The following is a 20,702-nucleotide window of genomic DNA, read 5'->3' as shown; positions in this document are numbered from 1 at the left end:
AACGAGAACACGAATGGGTTGCTGCGCCAGTACTTTCCAAAGGGGACGGATCTCAGCATGCACGATGCTGATGATCTTGAGGCCGTGGCTCTTGCGCTCAACACCAGGCCCCGCAAAACCCTCGGCTGGAAAACACCGGCAGAAACCCTCGACGAACTGCTCCGAGTGAGCGATACACAAAGTGTTGCGACGAGCGGTTGAATCCGCCCAGTATTCCAGAGACAGTGGTGCTTGAGCGGAGAAGCCGCGGCGTACTGGATCACCCGCTTTCGCGGGTGATGACAGCGGTGAGTAGGCAGCCTGAGTAGGCTCGTCATTGCGAGCGAAGCGAAGCAATCCATTTCACCGCGTGTGCGGAGCGATGGATTGCTTCGCCGCTATCGCTCCTCGCAATGACGCCGGAGAAGGGTTACCGGATCGGCGGCGCGTATTGGACACCGCCGGCGTTCCAGAGCTGGTTCATGCCGCGCGGGATCTTCAGCTTGGAATCGGCACCGACGTTGCGGTCGTAGACCTCGCCGTAATTGCCGACGTGGCGGATGATGCGCACGGCCCAGTCCTTGGTCAGGCCGAGATCCTCGCCATAGGCGCCCTCGGTGCCGACCAGCCGCATCACCTCCGGCTTCCTCGACTTCAGCGCCTCGTCGATGTTCTTCGAGGTGATGCCGAGCTCCTCGGCATTGATCATCGCGTAGAGCGTCCACTTCACGATCATCATCCAGTCGTCGTCGCGCAAGCGCACCACCGGCGCCAGCGGCTCCTTGGAGATGATGTCGGCCAGGATGGTGTGGTCGCTCGGCTTGGAGAGGTTGAGCCGCAGCGCATAGAGCTGCGAGGCGTCCGAGGTCAGCGTGTCGCACTGGCCGCTGTCATAAGCCTTCACCACATCGTCCAGCTTGTCGAACTTCATCTCCGTGTACTTCATGTTGTTGGCACGGAAATAGTCGGCGAGGTTGAGCTGCGTCGTGGTGTTGGCCTGCACGCAGACCTTGCTGCCGTTCAAATCGAGCGCGGAATCGATGTTGCGCGAGCGCGGGATCATGAAGCCCTGGCCGTCATAGTAGGCGACTGCCGGGAAATAGAGGTCGTAATTGGTCTCGCGCGACATGCTCCAGGTCGAGTTGCGCGAGAGGATGTCGACCTTTCGGTTCTGCAGCTCCTTGAAGCGCTCGCTGGCGTCGAGCGGAACGAACTTCGCCTTCGTCGGATCGTCGAAGATCGCCGATGCGACCGCGCGGCAGAAGTCGACGTCGAAGCCGGTCCAGTTGCCCTTGTCGTCCGGAATCGAGAAGCCCGGCAGGCCCTTGTTGACGCCGCACAGCACGTCGCCGCGGCGGACGGTGCGCTTCAGCGTGCGGGTGTCGTAACGCTCATAGGTAATGGCGGCGGCCGCAACCAGCGCGGCGACCGCGAGCCCGATCGTCAGGCCGCCTCGAAATGTACGCATGGGTTCTCTCTCGCGAATGATCGGGGGAAAAAGCGGGTCGGATATCGAAGGCGGGGTAGAGATTACAGTTCGGGCTTCTGGCGGATGATCACCTTGGTGCCGACGGGGACACGGTTGTAGAGATCGGCGACGTCGGCGTTGACCAGGCGGAAGCAGCCGGACGAGATCGCGGTGCCGATGGTGTCGGGCCGGTTGGTGCCGTGGATGCGATACACCGTGGTGCCGAGATACATCGCGCGCGCGCCGAGCGGATTGCCCGGGCCGCCTGCCATGAAGCGCGGCAGATAGGGCTGGCGCGCGATCATTTCCGGCGGCGGCACCCAATCCGGCCACTCGGCCTTGCGGGTGATGGTCACGAGGCCCTGCCACTGAAAGCCGTCGCGGCCGACGCCGATGCCGTAGCGGAGCGCACGGCCATTGCCTTGCACGAGGTAGAGATGGCGTTCGGCGGTGGAGACGATGATGGTACCCGGCGCCTCATTGGTCCGGTAGTACACGACCTGCTTCTGCCATTCCGGGTCAAGCTCGTAGTTGTCGTCGGCGATCAGGCCCGGCTCGTCGGCATCCGGACGATTCTGGGCGAAGCCCTGCGACGTCGACAGCACGAGCGCGCCCGTGGCGATCAACATCCAGACCAGGTGACGAAGTTTCGTCATGCAAAGCTCTCCTTGTTGGCGCGCAGCCAATGGTTGCTCCACCCAAATCACGGTGACCATCAAATCTCAGCGGCAGGTTGATGGCAAGTTTAGGGCGGGCGTCACACTAGATCACTGTAATGCTTCTGTTTTTTGTCACTGCGGGCCGAGCCGCGTCACGCCGCCGGCCTTATTTCGGCGCGATCCAGAGTCGCAACGCGAACGAGACCAGCGTCACGGTGCCGACGCCGCCGAGCCACAGCGCTGCGAACCATAGCAGACGCTGGCCGAGCGGCCGCTGATTCAGGGGCGGCGACATCAATGGTATCCGTGGCCGGGCCGCACCTTGCCGCGGAACACCCAATAGGCCCAGGCGGTGTAGCCGAGGATCAGCGGCACCAGGATCGACACCCCGACCAGCATGAAGATCTGGCTGTTGGCGGGCGCCGCCGCCTGCCAGATCGTGATGCTCTGCGGCACGATGTACGGATACATGCTGATGCCGAGCCCGGCATAGGACAGCGCGAACAGCGCCAGCGTCAGGAAGAACGGCTGGTGGTCGTTCTTGCTGCCGAGGGCTCGCAGCAAGAGCGCAGTGACGGCGGCGACCGCGATCGGCACCGGCGCGGTCAGGATGATGTTGGGCCAGGCGAACCAGCGCTGGGTGTATTGCACGGCAAGGAACGGGGTTGCGATGCTGACGGCGCCGATCGCGCAGAGCATCGCGACCAGCAAGATCCAGCTCAGCTGATAGGCGCGCTCGCGCAGCCCGCCTTCGGTCTTCATCACCAGCCAGGTCGCGCCGAGCAGCGCATAGCCGATCACCAGCGCAATGCCGGTCAGCACGCTGAACGGCGTCAGCCAATCCCACCAGCCGCCGGCATAGTGGCGTCCCTCGACATGGATGCCCTGCAGGATGGCGCCGAGTGCGATCCCCTGCGCCAGCGTCGCGACCAGCGAGCCGCCCGCGAAGGCGAGGTCCCATTTGTTGCGCGCCTTCTGGGTGCGCCAGCGGAATTCGAAGGCGACGCCGCGGAACACGAGGCCGAGCAGCATCGCGATCATGGGCGTGTAGAGCGCCGGCATCAGCACGGCATAGGCCAGCGGAAACGCCGCCATCATGCCGCCGCCGCCGAGCACCAGCCAGGTCTCGTTGCCGTCCCACACCGGCGCCACCGTGTTCATGATGACGTCGCGATCGGTCTTTTGCGGGAACAGCGGAAACAGGATGCCGAGGCCGAGATCGAAGCCGTCCATCACGACATAGACGAACACGGCGAAGGCGATGATGAAGGCCCAGATCGTGGTCAGGTCGATCATCGCGCGCCCTCCACGGCAGCGCCGGCGGCCGGCGTGATGCCGGCGGCGCGCGCGGGGATATTCGTCGCCGGGCCTTGCTCGCCGGGGTGCGGCGGCTGCGCCATCAGCCGGAGGATGTAGATCACACCCGCGATGAACACGGCGAAATAGACGATGATGAAGGCGATCAGCGAGGAGCCCACGGCCGGCGCCGCCAGCGGCGATGCCGAATCCGTCGTGCGCAGCAGCCCATAGACCGTGAACGGTTGCCGCCCGGTCTCCGTGGTGATCCAGCCGGCGAGCACCGCGATGAAGCCGGCCGGGCCCATCAGCACCGCAAAGCGATGCAGCAGCTGTGACTGGTACATCATGCCGCGCCAGCGCATCAGCAGGCTGAACAGGCCGAGTCCCATGATCAGGAAGCCAAGCCCGACCATGATGCGGAACGCCCAGAAGATGATCGGCACCGGCGGCCAGTTCTCGCGCGGCACGGTGTCGAGGCCGGCGAGCGGCGCATCGAGCGAATGCTTCAGGATCAGCGACGACAGTTTCGGCACCTCGATCGCGTATTTCACCTTGGCATCTTTTTGGTCGGGCCAGCCGAACAGGATCAGCGGCGCGCCGTCCTTGTGGCTCTGGAAATGGCCTTCCATCGCCATCACCTTGGCGGGCTGGTGTTCCAGCGTGTTGAGGCCGTGCTGGTCGCCGGCGAGGATCTGGATCGGCGCCACCAGCGTTGCCATCCACATCGCCATCGAGAACATCACGCGCGCCCCCGCCAGATGCTGGTCGCGCAGCAGGTGCCAGGCGCCGACCGCGCCGACCACCAGCGAGGTGGTGAGGTAGGCTGCCAGCACCATGTGCACGAGGCGATAGGGGAATGAGGGATTGAAGATCACCTTGAGCCAGTCGGCGGCGACGAACTGGCCGTCGGCATTGACCGCGTGACCGGCCGGCGTCTGCATCCAGGAATTGGCCGACAGGATCCAGAACGCGGAGATCAGCGTGCCGATCGCGACCATCAGCGTCGCCAGGAAATGCAGCCTCGGGCCGACGCGCGACAGCCCGAACAGCATCACGCCGAGGAAGCCGGCCTCGAGGAAGAACGCGGTCAGCACCTCATAGGCCATCATCGGGCCGATCACCGGCCCGGTCTTGTCGGCAAAGGACGACCAATTGGTGCCGAACTGGTAGGACATCACGATGCCCGAAACCACGCCCATGCCGAACGCGACCGCGAAGATCTTCAGCCAGTAATTGAACAGGTTGATGTAGACCTCGCGCTTGGTGATCAGCCACAGCGCTTCCAGCACCGCGAGATAGCTCGCAAGCCCGATCGAGAATGCGGGAAACACGATGTGGAACGACATCGTGAAAGCGAATTGCGCGCGGGCGAGTACGACCGCATCCCAACCTTCGAACATCACGCACCATCCATTGCCAACGCTCTGGGGCGCGATGCGGTCACGACATGCGCGTTCGCGATCGCGTCATCCCCGTCGTGGACCCTACCACGCCGGGGATGACGACAATACAGGACGGAACGTCCAATCAGCTGTTGGCGTTGAGCAGCCGGGCGACGGTGCGGTCGATCTCCTCGTACTGCCCCTCGCCGGCATGCTGGAAGACGATCTTGCCGTTCTGGTCGATGATATATTGCGCCGGCCAATACTCGTTGTGGTACGCGTTCCAGGTCTGCGAATTGTTGTCCTGCGCCACCGGATAGAGGATGCCGTGCCGCTTCAGCGCGGCCTGCAAATTGGTGGCCGAATGCTCGAACGGGAATTCCGGCGTATGGACCCCGATCACGACGAGGCCGCGATCGCGGTACTTTGAATAAAGCTGGGTGACGTGCGGCAGCGTGTTGACGCAGTTGACGCAGCCATAGGTCCAGAAATCCACCACCACGACCTTGCCGCGCAGATCCGCCAGCTTCAACGGCTGCGAATTGAACCAGTTGCTGATGCCGGCGAACTCTGGCGCGGTCTGGCTCTGTTCGGTCGTCATCGCGACCGCCCGCGGCACCGGCTGCGCCGGCGCGTCTGACTCGGTGCAGAGGCCGGGGATCACCGCGCCGCCGAGGCCAAGGCCAGCAACCAGAGCGGATACAGCAATCAAGCGCAGGGACATCGATACCTCCTTATGAGCTCACAGGCCGATCTGGCCGTTGGGATAGAACTGGGTCAGCCACACCACGATCAGCGTGTCGTATTGCAGGTAGGACAGCGCGGCGAAGGCGATGATCACGACGCCGAAGCCCTGCTGCAGGCGCGGCGCGATCCGCGCCATGCTGCGCACGCGGGTGGTGACCGCCTGCCCGCCATAGGCAATGGCAAGCATCGGGATCGCGGCGCCGATCGCGTAGGTGACGAGCTGCAGGCTCGCCCACGCCGTATCCTTCGAGGTCGCGACGATGGTCAGGATCGAGCCCAGCACCGGACCGGCGCAGGGCGTCCACACCAGGCCGAGCGTGGTGCCGAGCACGAAGCCGCCGAATAGGCTCTGCGACGGCGCGGCTTGACCGAGACTGCCGGCGGTCCCGGTGAGCCGGATCCCCAGCCATTCGAACGGCGTCGGCCAGATCATCAACAGGCCGAAGCCGGCGAGCAGGACGGCCGCGCCGGTCCGCAGCACATTGGGATCGAAATCGAAGGCGCGCGTGATCGCACTCAGCAGCAATGCCACCGCAGAGAATGACATCACGAAGCCGAGCGCGATCATCGCGGGCCGCGCCTTGCCGGTCTGGCCTATCGATACCCCAAGTAGAATCGGCAGCATCGGCAGGGTGCAAGGGGCGGCGACGGTGGCGACACCGGCAAGCAGGGCCAGGGTAAGGGCAGGGGCAAGGCTGAGCATCGTCGTCCGTCCATCAGAAGTCCCGGCGCGCCTGAGGGCCGTGCCGGGTACGCATGATGGTCTTCGCTGGAGCGGCGCGGCCGTTACGGCGGCACCACCGCAGGTGCCGTCACGTCTGTGTGAGACGAGGCGGGTCCGATCTCACGACGCCGCGCCAAAAACAGAGCGACCCGGCTGGGGGGCATCCCGGCCGGGTCGTTGGAGGTTACTTGGGAGGTTAAACTAGGGAAGTATCGAAACTGGTCCGGTGAATTGGGGTTGGCGTCGCGTCGTTGGATATGGGTATAGAGATCGCGTTTTTCCGGGTGATGTCGTCGATTGTTTCAATTGTTTCGTCGCCGAACCTTTTTGGCTTCGTGGACAATTGCCCGGGCTCCTTGATCTCCTCCTAAATATCTGAACTTGCTTTGCTTTAAGCCGCGACGCTGTCCACGCCGGCGCCCCGCAGGAGGTCGGCGAGCTGCTTGCGGGCATAGAACATGCGGGTCTTCACCGTGCTCTGCGGGATACCGATGATCTGACCGGCCTCCTCGACCGACTTCTCATGGTAGTAGACCAGATTGATGATCTCGCGGTGGGCCGGCGACAGCTTGGCCACGCAGGCGCGCAGGATCTCGCTGGTGGTGGCGCGGTCGAGCGAGGTTTCCGGCGTGTCGGCGCCGTCGGCGATCTCCAGCACGTCTTCCTGGTCGATGTCCTCGTGCTTGCGCTGGCGCAGCGCGGTCAGCGCCTTGAAGCGGGCGATCGAGAGCAGCCAGGTCGAGACCTGCGAGCGGCCCTCGAACTGGGCCGCGGTCCGCCAGACGTCCAGGAACACCTGGCTGACCAGATCCTCGGCCATTGTGGTGTCGCGCACCATGCGGAGCACGAAGCGGTAGACCCGGACGTTGTGGCGGGCATAGAGCGTGTGCATCGAGGTGCGGTGGTTTTTGGCGATACGCGCGAGCAGCATTTCATCCGAGGTCGCGCGGGCAGCATCGATATGCTTCGTGGCTGCAGAGTTGATGGCGATGACGTTCGGCATGACAGGCTCCCAGTTCGCCGTTGGGCGGCGGTTCGTTGGGAGAAAGCTAGTTAGCGCCGGTTTCCGGATGTCTGCGCGAAAAACGGAAAATGGTTTCGTGACCGGGAGAATTGTTTCGTCGCGGCCCTGGCAACGAAACATTCGGGACCAAAAAGCCAGTCATTTCAACGCACGGAAAATTCGGACGGCCGGAATCGCGCCTGTCGGAACGAATCCCGGTCATGACTTTTGGCACTATCGGATGCCTGGTTAGGACACTTGCAACCGAGAATTAGGATGCTGAGCAGCGACTATCTGGAAGTCGTAACTGAGGGGCCAGCATGACTTACGTTCCACCTCCGCCTCCCGAGCGGTCTTTCGGAGCGGGCTGTGGCTTCATCCTTTTTATGTTGTTTATCGCTCTGATATTGATCGCGGTGACGGTTGGCCCGCTTCTGACTAAGAGAGGATGGAGCTGACGGCCGGCGACAGCTGCGGCATGGAGATCCAGCTTCTTTGAAAAGCCCACTGTCGCGGCTTATTCGGCGGCCTGCAAAGCGGGCGTCGCCTTTTTCGGGGCAATCCAGAATGCGTCGGGCCGCTCGAACAGGAAATTGGCCCGGACCGCCAGCGCCAGCCGCCAGATCAGGAGCGCGCCGGCGACGCCGGCCGCGGTCACGATCAGCGAGACCAGGCCGATGTCGGGGATGACATCGAGCCGCAGTAGAGCTGTGCGTGTCGCGGCCATCGGCAGGAAGAAGGCGAGGTAGATCACGATCGAGTGCTCGCCGCAGAAGCGCAGGAAGCCGAGCCGGTGCGCCCGTGCCAGCAACGTGCCGGTCACGATGATCGCGCAAGCGCCGGCAAAGCCGAGCGCCAGCGAGACGACCGGCCATTCACTGACATCGAGCGCAACCAGGCCGCCATTGACGAGCGCCCACAGCCCAAGCCCGAGCAGGGCAACCGCAGGCCGCGCCCGCGCGCGATCCGACAGTGCGAACACGTAATCGGCCAGGACATAGCCGGTGTAGAAGTAGACGAAGCGGGCGCTGAACTCATCGATCACATACCAGCCGGTTGTGACATGCGCCGACTCCAATGCTGCTGCGATCAGCCAGATCATGAGCGGGGGAACGTTGCGGGTCAGCTTGGTGACGATGAAGAAGATCGGCAGCAGATAGATGAACCACAGCGTGCCGAACGGCTGCACGAAGGAGACGAGGTATTGCCGCCCGACCTCGGCCCAACCCGCCTCGGCAGCCAGCGACGGCGCCTTGAAGCCGAACTGGATCGTCACCCACAGCACGTAGAAATAAGCGAAGTGCATCACCTTGCGGTCGAGATAGGTGCGCCAGTCGCGGTCGATCACGACCGACAGGAACAGGCCCGAGATCAGGAAGAAGTCCGGCATCCGGAACGGTCTGGCGAACATCACGACATAATGCATGAAGCCGGTCTGCTCGGCGGCCTTCTCGACCCCCAGCACCGAATGCATCATCACGACCATGATGATGCAGATGCCCTTGGCATAATCGACCCAATCGACACGCGCGCTCGCGTTCCCAAGCGATCGATCAAGTGATCGATCAAGGGAACGATCTGTCGCAGCGACTGTGCCGTTTGTGGTCATCCTTGTCCCGTTTCGGCGTAATCGGCCCTATCATCGGCCCGATCGGTTGCTTTCTCCTTTATCAGTACAAATGCTGTGCCAGCGAATCTGGGCCCTGTCCCCGGTTCCCTGGACCAGGCGAATGGTCTAAGAGGCCCGGAAATCATAAGGGAATCCCAAGAGAATCCGACGCTCGTTAACCACAGGACGTAGGTCGGCCGAGCGCCGCTACCGCGATGAGACTCCTTGCCGCACCAATTCGATAGCCCGCTGCCGATCGACGCCGTACTCGACGAACTCGACCGCACGCTCGATCGCCACAACGCCGCCGTGCTGGTCGCGCCGCCGGGCGCCGGCAAGACCACGCGCGTGCCGCTGGCGCTGCTCGATGCGCCCTGGGCCAAGGGCAAGAAGATCATCGTGCTGGAGCCGCGCCGCATCGCCGCGCGCGCCAGCGCCGAGCGGATGGCGAAGACGCTTCGTGAGCGCCCGGGGGAGACCGTCGGCTATCGGGTGCGCTTCGGCTCAAAGGTGTCGCGGGCGACGCGGATCGAGGTCGTCACCGAGGGCATCTTCTCGCGCCAAATCCTCGACGATCCCGAGCTCAACGGCGTTGCCGCGGTGCTGTTCGACGAATTCCACGAGCGCTCGCTCGATGCCGATCTCGGGCTGGCGCTGGCGCGCGACGCGCAAACCGGCCTGCGCGAGGACCTGCGCATCCTCGTGATGTCGGCAACGCTCGACGGCGCGCGGGTCGCAAAACTGCTCGGCGATGCACCTGTGGTCGAGAGCGAGGGCCGCGCCTTTCCGGTCGAGACCCGTTATGTCGGCCGCAAGGTCGATGCGCCGGTGGAGCGGCAGATGGCCGAGACGATCGCGACCGCGCTGCGCGCCGACGCCGGCTCGGTGCTTGCCTTCCTGCCGGGCGCGGCCGAAATCCGCCGCACGCAGACTTTCTTGGCCGAGCGCGTGCATGACGCCTCGGTCGAGATCGTGCCGCTGTTCGGCGCGCTCGATGCTTCCGTGCAGGATCGCGCCATCGCGCCGGCGCCGAAGGGGATTCGCAAGGTGGTGCTGGCGACCTCGATTGCCGAAACATCGCTGACCATCGAGGGCGTGCGCATCGTGGTCGATTCCGGCCTCGCGCGGGTGCCGCGCTACGAGCCGGATATCGCGCTGACCCGGCTCGAGACCGTGCGGGCCTCGCGCGCCGCGGTCGATCAGCGCCGCGGCCGCGCCGGCCGTATCGAGCCCGGCGTCTGCTATCGCCTCTGGGACGAGCCGCAGACCGCATCGCTGCCGGCCTATACCGCGCCCGAAATCCTCTCCGCCGACCTGTCCTCGCTGGTGCTCGACCTCGCACAATGGGGCGTCAGCGATCCCTCAGGCCTCGCTTTCCTCGATTCGCCGCCGGGACCGGCACTGAAGGAAGCGCGATCGCTGCTGTCCGAACTCGGCGCCCTCGACGCAGACGGTCGCATCACCGAGGAGGGCAAAAGCCTGCGCGCGCTGGCGCTGCCGCCGCGGCTGGCGCGGATGATCGTGGATTCCGCCCGCTTCGGCATGGGTGAGGAGGCGGCCGAGATCGCGGCTGTGCTGACCGAGCGCGGGCTCGGCGGCGACAGTGTCGATCTCGACGTCCGGCTCGACCAATTCCGCCGCGACCGCTCGCAGCGGGCATCGAGCGCGCGCAGCATGGCCGCGCGCTGGGCTTCGCAGGTGAAGGCAGCGGTGAGCGAAGAGAAGGATCTCTCGACCGGCGTCATGCTGGCCTTCGCGTTTCCGGACCGCGTCGCGAAGAACCGCGGCAATGGCAGCTTCGTGCTGGCCAACGGCCGCGGCGCCGCCGTCGAGCAGACCGCGGCGCTGGCGCGGCTGCCCACCATCGCGGTCGCCGAACTGACCGGCACGGCCGCGAGCGGCCGCATCCTGCTGGCGGCGCCGATCACCCAGGACGAGATCGAGCAGCGCTTCGCCGACCAGATCGAGAATGTCGAGGAGGTGACGTTCGACCGCGGCGCGATGGCGCTGCGCGCGCGCCGCCGGCGTTCACTGCATGCGATCACGCTGTCGGAAGCGCCCATGCCGCTCAAGCCGTCGGCCGAGACCGCGCGCGTGTTCGCCGACGGCCTGATCGCGGCGGGCCTCGACCGCCTGCCGTGGTCGAAGCATTCGAAACAGTGGCGCGACCGTGTCATGTTTCTGCGCAAGGCCGAGGATGAGAGTTGGCCCGATCTGTCGGATGCCGCGCTTGCCGCGCGGGCCGACGACTGGCTGGTGGGAGCGCTCTACGACAAGACCGCGCTGAAGGATCTGTCGGCCGGCGACCTGTCGGACGCGCTGATGGCGCTGCTGCCGTGGGAGCTGCGCGCGCGGCTCGATCGCGAGGCGCCGACGCATTTCGAGGCGCCGACCGGAACGCAGCTTGCGATCGACTACGAGGCCGAGCAGGGCCCGACCATCGCGGTCAGGCTGCAGGAGCTGTTCGGGCTCAACACCCATCCCTCGATCGCCAAGGGCGCGGTGCCGCTGGTGCTGGAACTGCTGTCGCCGGCGCAGCGGCCGGTGCAGGTGACGCGCGATCTGCCGGGCTTCTGGCGCGGCAGTTACGCCGCGGTGCGGTCCGACCTGCGCGGCCGCTACCCGCGCCATCCCTGGCCGGAAGATCCCGCCAGCGCGATGCCGACCAGGCGCGTGAAACCCCGCGGCACTTGAGGACTTGCGAGTTCCTTAGGTGACCCACGATTAGCACCAAACATTCGGTGTCGTCCCTGCCTAGTGCGCAATTGCGCACGGGAGCAGGGACCCATAGCCACAGCGTTGGGTCGTTGAAGACCGCTGCAGCCACAGCGTCGCGCAACTATGACCTTTAGTGGTTATGGGTCCCTGCTTTCGCAGGGACGACGGGTCGCAAAGATTAACACCTCTGAGGTCTGGCTCTGGCGAGCGCCGGCAAACGGTGATTAGATTTGCATGCTGGGATGGGATCACGGGCTCGCAATTGGGGACGCTGCCATGAACCTCGAGAATCTGGAGATCAAGAACGCATCGCCGTCGCTGTATAACGAAGACCTGGCGCCAGCCAGGGAACGCAACTGGGGCGCCTTCAGCATCTTCAACGTCTGGACCTCGGACGTGCATAGCCTGTGGGGCTATTATCTCGCCGCCAGCCTGTTCCTGCTCTGCGGCAGCTTCGTCAATTTCATCCTCGCGATCGGCGTCGGCTCGCTGGTGATCTTCGTGCTGATGAGCCTGATCGGCAATGCCGGGGTGCGGACCGGCGTGCCCTATCCGGTGCTGGCGCGGGCTTCGTTCGGGGTCTGGGGCGCCAACATCCCGGCGCTGGTGCGCGCCATCGTCGCCTGCTTCTGGTACGGCGCGCAGACCGCGGCGGCCTCGGGCGCGATCGTCGCGCTCTTGACGCGGATGGACAGCTTCAAGGCGTTCCACCAGTCCAGCCACATGCTCGGCCATTCCACGCTCGAGGTGATCTGCTTCGTCGTGATCTGGGCGCTGCAGCTCCTGATCATCCAGCGCGGCATGGAGACGGTGCGCCGTTTCCAGGACTGGGCCGGACCTGCGGTGTGGCTGATGATGCTGATCCTCGCGATCTATCTCTGCATCGCGGCCGGCGGCATCTCGCTCACCGCACCGATCCCGCAGGACGTGCTGCTGGAGAAGACCAAGGAGGCCGGCGTGCCCGGCGTGCCCGGCTCGTTCCCGGCGCTGTGCGCCGTCGCCGCGACCTGGATCACCTATTTCGCCGCGCTCTATCTCAACTTCTGCGACTTCTCGCGCTACGCGCCTGACGTGCAGGCGCTGCGCAAGGGCAATATCTGGGGCCTGCCGGTCAATCTGATCCTGTTCTCGCTGGTCGCCGGCGTCACCACGATCGCGGCGTTCAACGTCTACCACGAGGTGCTGCTGCATCCCGACCAGATCTCGGCGAAGTTCGACAGCTGGTTCCTGGCGCTGCTCGCCGCCGTCACCTTCGCGGTCGCGACGCTCGGCATCAACGTAGTCGCCAATTTCGTCTCGCCGGCGTTCGATTTCTCCAACGTGTTTCCGCGGCAGATCGACTTCAAGAAGGGCGGCTACATCGCGGCGCTGATCGCGCTGGCGCTGTATCCGTTCGCACCCTGGGAGGGCAGCGCGGCCTCGTTCGTCGGGCTGATCGGCGCGACCATGGGGCCGATCTACGGGATCATGATGGTCGACTATTATCTGATCGCGAAGGGTCGCGTGAACGTGCCGGCGCTGTACCAGGAGCACGGCGAATATCGCTTCCAGAACGGCTGGAACGCCAGCGCCCTGATCGCAGCCGCGGTCGGAGCCCTGTTCTCGTCGGTGCTGCCGAACTTCACCTCGATCCTGCCGGCCTGGTGGGCGGTCTATGGCTGGTTCTTCGGCGTCGCCATCGCCGGCGCGGTCTATTACGCGCTGCGCGCAGCGATGCCGAGCCCGGTCGCCAGAACCGCCTAAAGGCTGACAAATTCGATCCGGGCAGGGCGGCCGACGTCATTCGGCCGCTTCAGCGCGGGCGCATTAACTCTTCGCTCATCCTTTTCGCCAAAATGGCATCCTTGCGCTGCCGCCCTCGCTCGCGGCGGGGCGGACGGCGTGGTGAAATTGCGTGTTCGGCTTTCCGAGTATGGTGTCATGCGTACCTTGATGATTTTCGCGGCCATCCTGATTGGGCTGGGCACCTTCATGGCCCAGATGGCCAGCAAGATGTCGCCCGCCGCCGCGACCACCGCCAAGCAGAGCATCGCCCCCGCCGTCACGGTGGCGCAGGCCAGCGCCCGCACGCTCAGCATTGCGCCCGACCCGCGCGGTCATTTCGCGACCGACGGCCGGATCGACGGCCAGCGCATCAACTTCATGGTCGACACCGGCGCGTCCGTGGTGGCCTTGAACGAGACCTCGGCCGCGCGCTTCGGCCTGCGTCCGGTGCCGGGCGATTACACCTCGCGCGTCACCACCGCCAACGGCACCATCAAGGCCGCGCGTGCCCACATCGCCATGATCGAGATCGGCGGCCTCACCGTGCGCGACGTCGACGCCCTGGTGCTGCCGGACGAGGCCCTTTCGGAAAACCTGCTCGGCCTCTCCTTCCTGTCGAAGCTGAAGCGCTTCGAATACGCCAACGGCAAATTGTTGCTGGAGCAATAAACTATCCTCACGGGGTGCCGCGCACTTGCTGTCGTCCCGGCCTAGTGCGCAATTGCGCACGGGGGCCGGGACCCATCACCACAGGCCGTATTTGGTGAGCAGCGCCGGAACGACGAGTCCCGAACCCAACACCCGCTGCGGCGTATGGGTCCCGGCCTTCGCCGGGACGACGATCGCGGGCTCGAATCTCTCATTGTCATGCTGAGGAGGCCGGCGCGATCCGGCGTCGAATTCGCGGGATAGTCGCCGCCATTTCCGCCGTAATTGTCGGTCACCAGCCGCAGTCTCAGCTTTCGCCCGGCCCGCGCATTCGCTAAAGGCTGCGGCGACGTCTTTCCGTATGCGACCATAAGGCCGATCCATGTTTCCGAAGCCGAAATCCGTGCTGGTCCCGAACACCTATGCCTTCGAATCCGAGCCGATGGTGAAGCCGACCGGGTTTCGCGAATACGACGCGCGCTGGCTGTTCAACAAGGATATCAACCTGATGGGCGTGCAGGCGCTGGGCATGGGGCTCGGCGCGCTGATCGCGGAGCTCGGCGTCAAGCAGGAGATCGTCACTGGGCATGATTTCCGCGGCTATTCCGCGTCGATCAAATACGCATTGATCTCGGGCCTGATGGCGGCGGGCTGCGAGGTGCATGACATCGGGCTCGCGGTGACGCCGATGACGTATTTCGCGCAGTTCGATCTCGATGTGCCCTGTGTCGCGATGGTCACCGCCTCGCACAACGACAATGGCTGGACCGGCGTCAAGATGGGCGCCAACCGCCCGCTCACCTTCGGCCCCGACGAGATGACGCGGCTGAAGGAGATCGTGCTCAATGCCGCGTTCAACAACAAGGCCGGCGGCTCCTACCAGTTTCACGAGAATTATCCGGCGCGCTACATCGCCGACCTCACCAGCCGGCCGAAGCTGAAGCGCAAGCTGAAGGTGGTGGCGGCCTGCGGCAATGGCACCGCGGGCGCGTTCGCGCCGCAGGTGCTGGAGGCGATCGGCTGCGAGGTGATCCCGCTCGATACCGAGCTCGATCACACTTTCCCGAAATACAATCCGAATCCGGAAGACATGGAGATGCTGCACGCGATCCGCGATGCGGTGCTGGCGCACAAGGCCGATGTCGGGCTCGGCTTCGACGGCGACGGCGACCGCTGCGGCGTGGTCGACAACACCGGCGAGGAGATCTTCGCCGACAAGGTCGGCGTGATGCTGGCGCGCGACATGTCGGCGATCAACGCCAATGCGCAGTTCGTCGTCGACGTGAAGTCGACCGGACTGTTCGTGACTGATCCGGTGTTGCAGAAGCAGGGTGCCAACACGGTCTACTGGAAGACCGGGCACTCCTACATGAAGCGCCGCACCAATGAGCTCGGTGCGCTGGCCGGCTTCGAGAAGTCCGGCCACTTCTTCTTCAACAAGCCGTTCGGCCGCGGCTATGACGACGGCCTGGTGTCGGCGATCGCGATCTGCGAGATGCTCGACCGCGCCCCCGGCAAGTCGATGGCCGATCTGAAGGACGCGCTGCCGAAGACCTGGTCGTCGCCGACCATGTCGCCGCATTGCGCCGACGAGGCGAAGTACGGCGTGGTCGATGCCGTGGTGAAGCACTTCGAGACGCTGCAGCAGAAGGGCGAGAAGGTCGCGGGCCAGAACATCCGCGATCTCGTCACCGTCAACGGCGTGCGCGTCACGGTCGAGGACGGCAGCTGGGGTCTGGTGCGGGCATCCTCGAACAAGCCGGAGCTCGTGGTCGTGGTCGAAAGCCCGGTCAGCGAGCAGCGCATGCGCGACATGTTCGAGGCGATGGATTCGGTGCTGCGGACGCATCCCGAGGTCGGCGAGTACAATCAGAAGATCTGAGGCGGGGCTCCGCGAACCGACTCGTCATCACCAGCGCATGCATTCGGGGGCGATGCCAAGCCAAATTCGGTGTCGACCCTGCGAAAGCAGGGACCCATACTCCGCGGCGGATGTCGTGATCGGGACTCGTCGTTCCGCCACGGTTCACCAACAATCATTCGTGGTTATGGGTCCCTGCTTTCGCAGGGACGACACTGAGGATGGTTCTCGATTCAAGATCTCAAACACGCGGTGTCATCACCCGCGAAAGCGGTGATCCAGTATTCCAGAGGCAGTCGTTATTGAACCGACGGGCCGCGGCGCACTGGATCGCCCGGTCGAGCCGGCCGATGACAGTTCCTCACGCCGCCCGCAGCGAGGCGAGGAAGCGGTCCAGCTCGGTCTTCAGCCATTCCGACTGCGAGGTCAGGCCGTTCGCCGCATCGAGCAATTGCGCGGTCGCGCCGCCGGCCTGTTCGGAGGCGCGGTTGACGTTGAGGATGCCCTTGTTGACGTCGCGGGTGCGGTCGGCGGCCTGCTGCAAATTGCTGGAGATCTCGCGGGTCGCAGCGCCCTGCTGATCGACGGCGGCTGCGATCTCGCCGGAGACGTGGTCGATTTCCGCGATCGTGGTCCCGATGGTCCCGATCGCGCTGACGGCCGCGCCGGTCGCGTTCTGGATGTCCTGGATCTGAACCGAGATCTCCTCGGTCGCCTTGGCGGTCTGGTTGGCCAGCGCCTTGACCTCGCTCGCAACGACCGCAAATCCGCGGCCATGCTCGCCGGCGCGCGCCGCTTCGATGGTTGCGTTCAGGGCGAGCAGGTTGGTCTGGCTGGCGATGCTCTGGATCAACGTCACCACCTCGCCGATCTTCTGCGTGCCGGCGGCAAGACCTTGCACGACGGTGTTGGTGCGGCGCGCCTCGTCGGCGGCCTTGGCGGCGATCCGCGCCGAGCGCGTCACCTGCTCGGCGATGCTGTTGATCGAGGCCGTCAGCTCCTCGGTCGCCGACGCCACGGTCTCCACGTTGCTCGACGCCAGCGTCGATGCGGAGGCGGCGGCGGTGGCCTGGCGGATGGTTTCCGCGTTGCTGCCGTTCATCGTCGTCGAGAGGCCCTGCATCGCGTTCGCCGCCACCGCGACGGCCTCGACGACCTCGCCGATCTTGCGCTCGAAACCCAAGGCGAGCTCGCGCCGCGCGGCGTCACGGTTCTGCTTGGCCCGTTCGGCCTCGATGCGTTCGGCATTGACGCGCGCCTCGGCGGCAACGGCGGCCTCGGCCTCGGCCGCCTTCTGCGCCGACGTCCTGAACAGCTCGGCAAGCGTGTGCGCGAGCCAGATCAGCACGCCGGCCTCGATCAGGAGGATCACGGCGTGCAGAACGACGCGGCCGAAGTCGGCGCCGCCGGGATAGATCGCGGCCGGCAGGATGAAATTCAGCGTCAAATGGTGCAGGGCAACGGCCGCGGTGCCGGCGACGATCGGCCGGTAGTCGCAATAGGCGACGAGGCACGCCAGCGCGGCGAAGAAGTACATGTGCATGTCGACCTGCCAGCGGTGGCCGGCGAACTGGTAGACCAGCATCGACACGCCGGCCATCAGGGCCACGGCCACGATCAGGCGGGTTGAAACGCCGTTCCCCGACATGCGCCACGAGGCCGTAGCAGTCAGCGCCATCGCGGCCATGAAGCCGGCCGGGATCAGCCAGTCGGTGTGCAGCGCCATGCCGACGATGATCGCGATCGGAACGTGCAGCCAGAGCACCACGAGCAATATCTTGCTGGCCGTCTCGCGCAGCGCGGCCATTTCATCGCCTTCGAAGGTCATTCCCAACCCCCAGATCGTCGTCCGACTTGAAGCAGCCGGCGATCGCCTGCGGATCCATGGTCAGCAGCGCGCCCGCCTCATACAGCCGGCGCAGCCCGCCATCGCGGTCAGGCCGCACCACCAGCAGGGCCGGGATCGCGGTCATCCGAACGATCGACGCATTGGCGGACGCGGCGGCCATCAGCGCGCGCTCGGCGCGCCACCACGGCGGAAACGCCACGGCCACCACGTCGCTGCCCGCACGCGCCTGCAGCGACAGCATTGCGACCGCGATCCAGCTCGCGATCAGCAATGCAGCCGCGCCCAGCCATACGGGCCGTCGGCTCGCTGGGATGATCTCCCCCGGCACCATCGCAGCACAATACTGCCGCTGGCGCTAACTTCCGGTAAATGCCGTGCAGGCGAACTACCTGGGGGCGTATCGACGTTCGTATGAGGTTGTGCGGCGGCGGTTACGCCGCAGGCACCGGCAGCGCCGTCACCGACTTGATCTTCTCCATCGCAAAGCGCGAGGTGACGTTCTTCAGCGGCACGGCCGAGATCAGCTTCTTGTAGAACACGTCGTAGGCCTGCATGTCCGCGACCACGACGCGCAGCATGTAGTCGACGTCGCCGGCCATCCGGTAGAACTCCATCACCTCGGGCATGGCGCTGACGGCGTCGGCGAATTTGCGCAGCCAGGCTTCCGAATGGTCGGCGCTCTCGACCGAGACGAACACCGAAATCCCGAGCCCGATCTTGTTCTGATCGACCAGCGCCACGCGGCGCAGGATCACGCCGTCGGCCTCGAGCCGCTGGATGCGCTTCCAGCACGGCGTCGACGACAGCCCGACCCGGTCGCCGATCTCGGCGACGGAGAGCGAGGCATCCTCCTGCAACACGGTCAGGATCTTGCGATCGATCGCGTCGAGGCGGCGGTTGTTGTCATGAAGCTGAATGGCGACATCGGTCATAGAAGAAAGTTCCACATGAAGGTTCAAACTCCCTCATATAGAGAAAAATCTTCCAAATCAAGCGGGTCGTAACCGATCAGGCCGGCCGGGCGTCGGCGTGTTCGCCCAAAAACGCTTCAACTTCAGTACGTTGCGGTGCGGCATAAGCGCCGCCGAAGCGGGTGCATTTCAGCGCCGCAGCCGCGGACGCAAAACGCAGCGCCTGCCGCAGTTCCTGCTTCTCGGTGATGGCGAGGGCAAACGCGCCGTGGAAGACGTCGCCGGCCCCGAGCGTGTCGACGGTATGGACCGGGAAGGCCGGGGTCTCCTCGAGCCCACCCTTCTCATTGAGCCAGATCGTGCCCTGAGGGCCGCGGGTGCCGGCCAGGAAGGAGGGGGTGAGCTTGGCGAGCTTGTGCAGCGCCTGGCCGTCATCGGTGACGTCGGCGGTCTCCTGCAGCGGCTCGCTGGAGAACACCAGATGCGAGGAGGCGGTGAGCAGCCCTTCCCGCATCGACATCGCGCGGTCGACGTCGACCACCACGGGAATGCCGCGTTTGACGGCCTCGGCACACAGCTCGGTGCAGAACGGTGCACAGCGGCTCTCGGTCAGGATCGCCGCGCAATCCTCCAGCAAAAGCTCGGTCGGCGGCAGCTTGACCTTCCAGAGCTCGGGATCGCGGAAGGTGACGATGGTGCGCTCGCCGGTGTCGTCGATCATGATCGCCGAGATCGGGGTGACCAGGTCCGGCATGTGGATCAGATGGTTGGTCTCGATGCCTTCCTCGGCCAGCTTGTCGAAGATGTAGCGGCTGGAAGTCTCCCGCGAATCGCCCATCGGCCCGCAGATCGAGGCGCGGCCGCCCAGCCGGACGATGCCGATCGCCGCGTTCAGCGCGTTGCCGCCGCAGATCTCGTCGAAATGCGTCGCATTCTCCTTGGAGCCGCGCGCCGGAACGTTGACGCGGAAGGTCAGGTCGCGCACCGGCAGGCCGATGCAGAGGATGCGGGGCGGGACTTTCGGGGCACCGTCTTGAAAATTCATGCAGGGATCCGTCGCAATGGTTCCGTTAGCTGCCAGAACTGTGTCCCGATCTAATCGGCAGAACGATGTCCGGTTCCCGCTATTGGTCCAACGGATTCCGGTGGTGCACCCAGCGGCCGAGCAAATGATGGGCAATCGCGAACGGATGCGGGCCGGCCAGGCCCTCGGGGTGCTGACGCTTGAGCATCAGCGTCGCCTCGGCATGGTCGAACCAGCGCGCATCTTCCAGCTCGGTGCGGTCGACCACGATGTCCTCGTTGGTCGCCCGCGCGGTACAGCCGATCATCAGCGACGACGGATAGGGCCAGGGCTGCGTCATGTAATAATTGACGTCGGTGCAGCGGATGCCGCTTTCCTCGAAAATCTCGCGCCGCACTGCGTCCTCGATGGTCTCGGCGGCCTCGACGAAGCCGGCGAGGCAGGAATACATCCCGGGCATGAACTGCTTCTGCCGGCCGAGCAGCACCCGGTCGCCCGACGTGACCAGCATGATCACGACCGGATCGGTGCGCGGAAAATGTTCGGCCTTGCAGCTCGGGCATTCGCGCTTCCAGCCGCCGTCCTTCATCGCCGTGCGGGTGCCGCAGTTCGGACAGAAGCCATGGCGCTGATGCCAGGTCACCATCGATTTCGCCATCGCGATCGCCGACAGCTGCTCCGGCGGCACCACGCCCTGCATCGCCATGCCGCGCAACTCGGTGATCGCGACGTCGGCGCGCCCGACCAGCTTCTCGGCCGCCTGCGGTGCGATCCCCATGCCGAAGATCGGCGCCGCATCGCGCAAACCTAAGAAGATCGTGCCGGGATTGGCGCCGTAGCTGCGGGCTTCCTCCAGCGACAGCAGTGCGCGGGCGCCGCCTTCCTCCTGCTTCACGACCAGCGAGTCGCGATAGATCACATAGGCGCGCGCCTCGCGGTGGCCCTCCAGCGCGAACAGCTTCTCGTCATTGCTGCGCAGATGCGCGGCGCGGTCGAGCACATGGGTGACGAAGGCCGGCTGGCCGAGCGGAAATGAATCGGATGCGGACATTGAATT

At 65.1% G+C, this 20,702-nt stretch carries 19 protein-coding genes; 5 read left to right on the top strand and 14 right to left on the bottom strand.

From position 1 onward, the window contains the following. Positions 1-201: IS30 family transposase (locus FBZ93_RS23085; RefSeq protein ID WP_146988716.1), on the top strand; the 201-nt coding region annotated here is incomplete at its 5' end. A 208-nt stretch (positions 202-409) separates the two neighbouring features. Here the strand turns inward: FBZ93_RS23085 and FBZ93_RS23080 are convergent. The 9 genes from FBZ93_RS23080 to FBZ93_RS23040 form a co-directional block, all read right to left on the bottom strand. Beyond that, complete coding sequence (locus FBZ93_RS23080) at positions 410-1,447, bottom strand: amino acid ABC transporter substrate-binding protein (RefSeq protein WP_146988714.1); 1,038 nt, start codon at positions 1,445-1,447, stop codon at positions 410-412. A 62-nt stretch (positions 1,448-1,509) separates the two neighbouring features. Further along, positions 1,510-2,103, bottom strand: a complete 594-nt coding sequence (locus tag FBZ93_RS23075; RefSeq protein WP_146988712.1) for a L,D-transpeptidase — start codon at positions 2,101-2,103, stop codon at positions 1,510-1,512. 169 nt (positions 2,104-2,272) lie between these two features. Further along, positions 2,273-2,401, bottom strand: a complete 129-nt coding sequence (locus FBZ93_RS23070) for a DUF2474 domain-containing protein (RefSeq protein WP_146988710.1) — start codon at positions 2,399-2,401, stop codon at positions 2,273-2,275. Further along, positions 2,401-3,402, bottom strand: coding sequence for a cytochrome d ubiquinol oxidase subunit II (cydB, locus tag FBZ93_RS23065; protein ID WP_146988708.1), 1,002 nt, complete (start codon positions 3,400-3,402; stop codon positions 2,401-2,403). The genes FBZ93_RS23070 and cydB overlap by 1 nt, the downstream gene beginning before the upstream one ends. After that, on the bottom strand, positions 3,399-4,805 hold the full coding sequence (locus FBZ93_RS23060; RefSeq protein WP_146988706.1) for a cytochrome ubiquinol oxidase subunit I: 1,407 nt from the start codon (positions 4,803-4,805) through the stop codon (positions 3,399-3,401). The genes cydB and FBZ93_RS23060 overlap by 4 nt, the downstream gene beginning before the upstream one ends. A gap of 127 nt (positions 4,806-4,932) precedes the next feature. After that, the gene (locus tag FBZ93_RS23055; protein WP_146988704.1) at positions 4,933-5,511 is read right to left on the bottom strand and encodes a thioredoxin family protein; all 579 of its coding nucleotides are present in this window, start codon (positions 5,509-5,511) and stop codon (positions 4,933-4,935) included. Between the two features lie 18 nt (positions 5,512-5,529). Beyond that, positions 5,530-6,237, bottom strand: coding sequence for a cytochrome c biogenesis CcdA family protein (locus tag FBZ93_RS23050; RefSeq protein ID WP_146988703.1), 708 nt, complete (start codon positions 6,235-6,237; stop codon positions 5,530-5,532). 412 nt (positions 6,238-6,649) lie between these two features. Further along, positions 6,650-7,261 (bottom strand): sigma-70 family RNA polymerase sigma factor, encoded by a 612-nt coding sequence (locus FBZ93_RS23045; protein WP_146988701.1) that lies wholly within the window; start codon positions 7,259-7,261, stop codon positions 6,650-6,652. 517 nt (positions 7,262-7,778) lie between these two features. Further along, entirely contained in the window at positions 7,779-8,870 is a 1,092-nt protein-coding gene (locus FBZ93_RS23040) for an acyltransferase family protein (protein WP_146988699.1), read from the bottom strand. Between the two features lie 225 nt (positions 8,871-9,095). Between FBZ93_RS23040 and hrpB the strand changes: the two genes are divergently transcribed. The 4 genes from hrpB (at position 9,096) to FBZ93_RS23020 (ending at position 15,882) form a co-directional block, all read left to right on the top strand. Continuing rightward, the gene (gene hrpB, locus FBZ93_RS23035) at positions 9,096-11,564 is read left to right on the top strand and encodes an ATP-dependent helicase HrpB (protein WP_146988697.1); all 2,469 of its coding nucleotides are present in this window, start codon (positions 9,096-9,098) and stop codon (positions 11,562-11,564) included. Positions 11,565-11,864: 300 nt separating this feature from the next. Beyond that, positions 11,865-13,331 carry an NCS1 family nucleobase:cation symporter-1 gene (locus tag FBZ93_RS23030; RefSeq protein ID WP_146988695.1) on the top strand — a complete coding sequence of 489 codons (1,467 nt, stop codon included), beginning with the start codon at positions 11,865-11,867 and terminating at the stop codon, positions 13,329-13,331. Between the two features lie 177 nt (positions 13,332-13,508). Beyond that, positions 13,509-14,021, top strand: coding sequence for a TIGR02281 family clan AA aspartic protease (locus FBZ93_RS23025; protein WP_146988693.1), 513 nt, complete (start codon positions 13,509-13,511; stop codon positions 14,019-14,021). A gap of 361 nt (positions 14,022-14,382) precedes the next feature. Continuing rightward, positions 14,383-15,882, top strand: coding sequence for a phosphomannomutase/phosphoglucomutase (locus FBZ93_RS23020; protein WP_146988691.1), 1,500 nt, complete (start codon positions 14,383-14,385; stop codon positions 15,880-15,882). Between the two features lie 340 nt (positions 15,883-16,222). On the opposite strand, the gene FBZ93_RS23015 is transcribed toward FBZ93_RS23020, so the two are convergent. The 5 genes from FBZ93_RS23015 to nudC form a co-directional block, all read right to left on the bottom strand. Next, positions 16,223-17,689: a methyl-accepting chemotaxis protein gene (locus tag FBZ93_RS23015; RefSeq protein WP_146988689.1), complete on the bottom strand. Its 1,467-nt coding sequence runs from the start codon at positions 17,687-17,689 to the stop codon at positions 16,223-16,225. After that, the gene (locus FBZ93_RS23010; protein WP_246667605.1) at positions 17,670-17,981 is read right to left on the bottom strand and encodes a hypothetical protein; all 312 of its coding nucleotides are present in this window, start codon (positions 17,979-17,981) and stop codon (positions 17,670-17,672) included. The genes FBZ93_RS23015 and FBZ93_RS23010 overlap by 20 nt, the downstream gene beginning before the upstream one ends. A 160-nt stretch (positions 17,982-18,141) precedes the next feature. Continuing rightward, positions 18,142-18,642, bottom strand: coding sequence for an Lrp/AsnC family transcriptional regulator (locus FBZ93_RS23005; protein ID WP_024578797.1), 501 nt, complete (start codon positions 18,640-18,642; stop codon positions 18,142-18,144). 76 nt (positions 18,643-18,718) lie between these two features. Then, entirely contained in the window at positions 18,719-19,666 is a 948-nt protein-coding gene (locus tag FBZ93_RS23000) for a sugar kinase (protein WP_146988685.1), read from the bottom strand. 79 nt (positions 19,667-19,745) lie between these two features. Then, positions 19,746-20,696 (bottom strand): NAD(+) diphosphatase, encoded by a 951-nt coding sequence (nudC, locus tag FBZ93_RS22995; protein WP_146988683.1) that lies wholly within the window; start codon positions 20,694-20,696, stop codon positions 19,746-19,748. Positions 20,697-20,702: the final 6 nt, after the last annotated feature.

The sequence above is a fragment of the Bradyrhizobium macuxiense genome, from assembly GCF_007993935.1.
In the GTDB taxonomy this organism is placed as follows: Bacteria; Pseudomonadota; Alphaproteobacteria; order Rhizobiales; family Xanthobacteraceae; genus Bradyrhizobium; species Bradyrhizobium macuxiense_A.
The sequence above is the reverse complement of the archived record's forward strand: the minus strand, read 5'-3'. Positions and strand labels throughout refer to the sequence as shown.

Coding starts and splice junctions, on each gene's coding strand:
- FBZ93_RS23080 (WP_146988714.1), bottom strand. CDS start 1,447: ATGCGTACATTTCGAGGCGGCCTGACGATCGGGCTCGCGGTCGCCGCG.
- FBZ93_RS23075 (WP_146988712.1), bottom strand. CDS start 2,103: ATGACGAAACTTCGTCACCTGGTCTGGATGTTGATCGCCACGGGCGCG.
- FBZ93_RS23070 (WP_146988710.1), bottom strand. CDS start 2,401: ATGTCGCCGCCCCTGAATCAGCGGCCGCTCGGCCAGCGTCTGCTATGG.
- cydB (WP_146988708.1), bottom strand. CDS start 3,402: ATGATCGACCTGACCACGATCTGGGCCTTCATCATCGCCTTCGCCGTG.
- FBZ93_RS23060 (WP_146988706.1), bottom strand. CDS start 4,805: ATGTTCGAAGGTTGGGATGCGGTCGTACTCGCCCGCGCGCAATTCGCT.
- FBZ93_RS23055 (WP_146988704.1), bottom strand. CDS start 5,511: ATGTCCCTGCGCTTGATTGCTGTATCCGCTCTGGTTGCTGGCCTTGGC.
- FBZ93_RS23050 (WP_146988703.1), bottom strand. CDS start 6,237: ATGCTCAGCCTTGCCCCTGCCCTTACCCTGGCCCTGCTTGCCGGTGTC.
- FBZ93_RS23045 (WP_146988701.1), bottom strand. CDS start 7,261: ATGCCGAACGTCATCGCCATCAACTCTGCAGCCACGAAGCATATCGAT.
- FBZ93_RS23040 (WP_146988699.1), bottom strand. CDS start 8,870: ATGACCACAAACGGCACAGTCGCTGCGACAGATCGTTCCCTTGATCGA.
- FBZ93_RS23030 (WP_146988695.1), top strand. CDS start 11,865: ATGAACCTCGAGAATCTGGAGATCAAGAACGCATCGCCGTCGCTGTAT.
- FBZ93_RS23025 (WP_146988693.1), top strand. CDS start 13,509: ATGCGTACCTTGATGATTTTCGCGGCCATCCTGATTGGGCTGGGCACC.
- FBZ93_RS23020 (WP_146988691.1), top strand. CDS start 14,383: ATGTTTCCGAAGCCGAAATCCGTGCTGGTCCCGAACACCTATGCCTTC.
- FBZ93_RS23015 (WP_146988689.1), bottom strand. CDS start 17,689: ATGACCTTCGAAGGCGATGAAATGGCCGCGCTGCGCGAGACGGCCAGC.
- FBZ93_RS23005 (WP_024578797.1), bottom strand. CDS start 18,642: ATGACCGATGTCGCCATTCAGCTTCATGACAACAACCGCCGCCTCGAC.
- FBZ93_RS23000 (WP_146988685.1), bottom strand. CDS start 19,666: ATGAATTTTCAAGACGGTGCCCCGAAAGTCCCGCCCCGCATCCTCTGC.
- nudC (WP_146988683.1), bottom strand. CDS start 20,696: ATGTCCGCATCCGATTCATTTCCGCTCGGCCAGCCGGCCTTCGTCACC.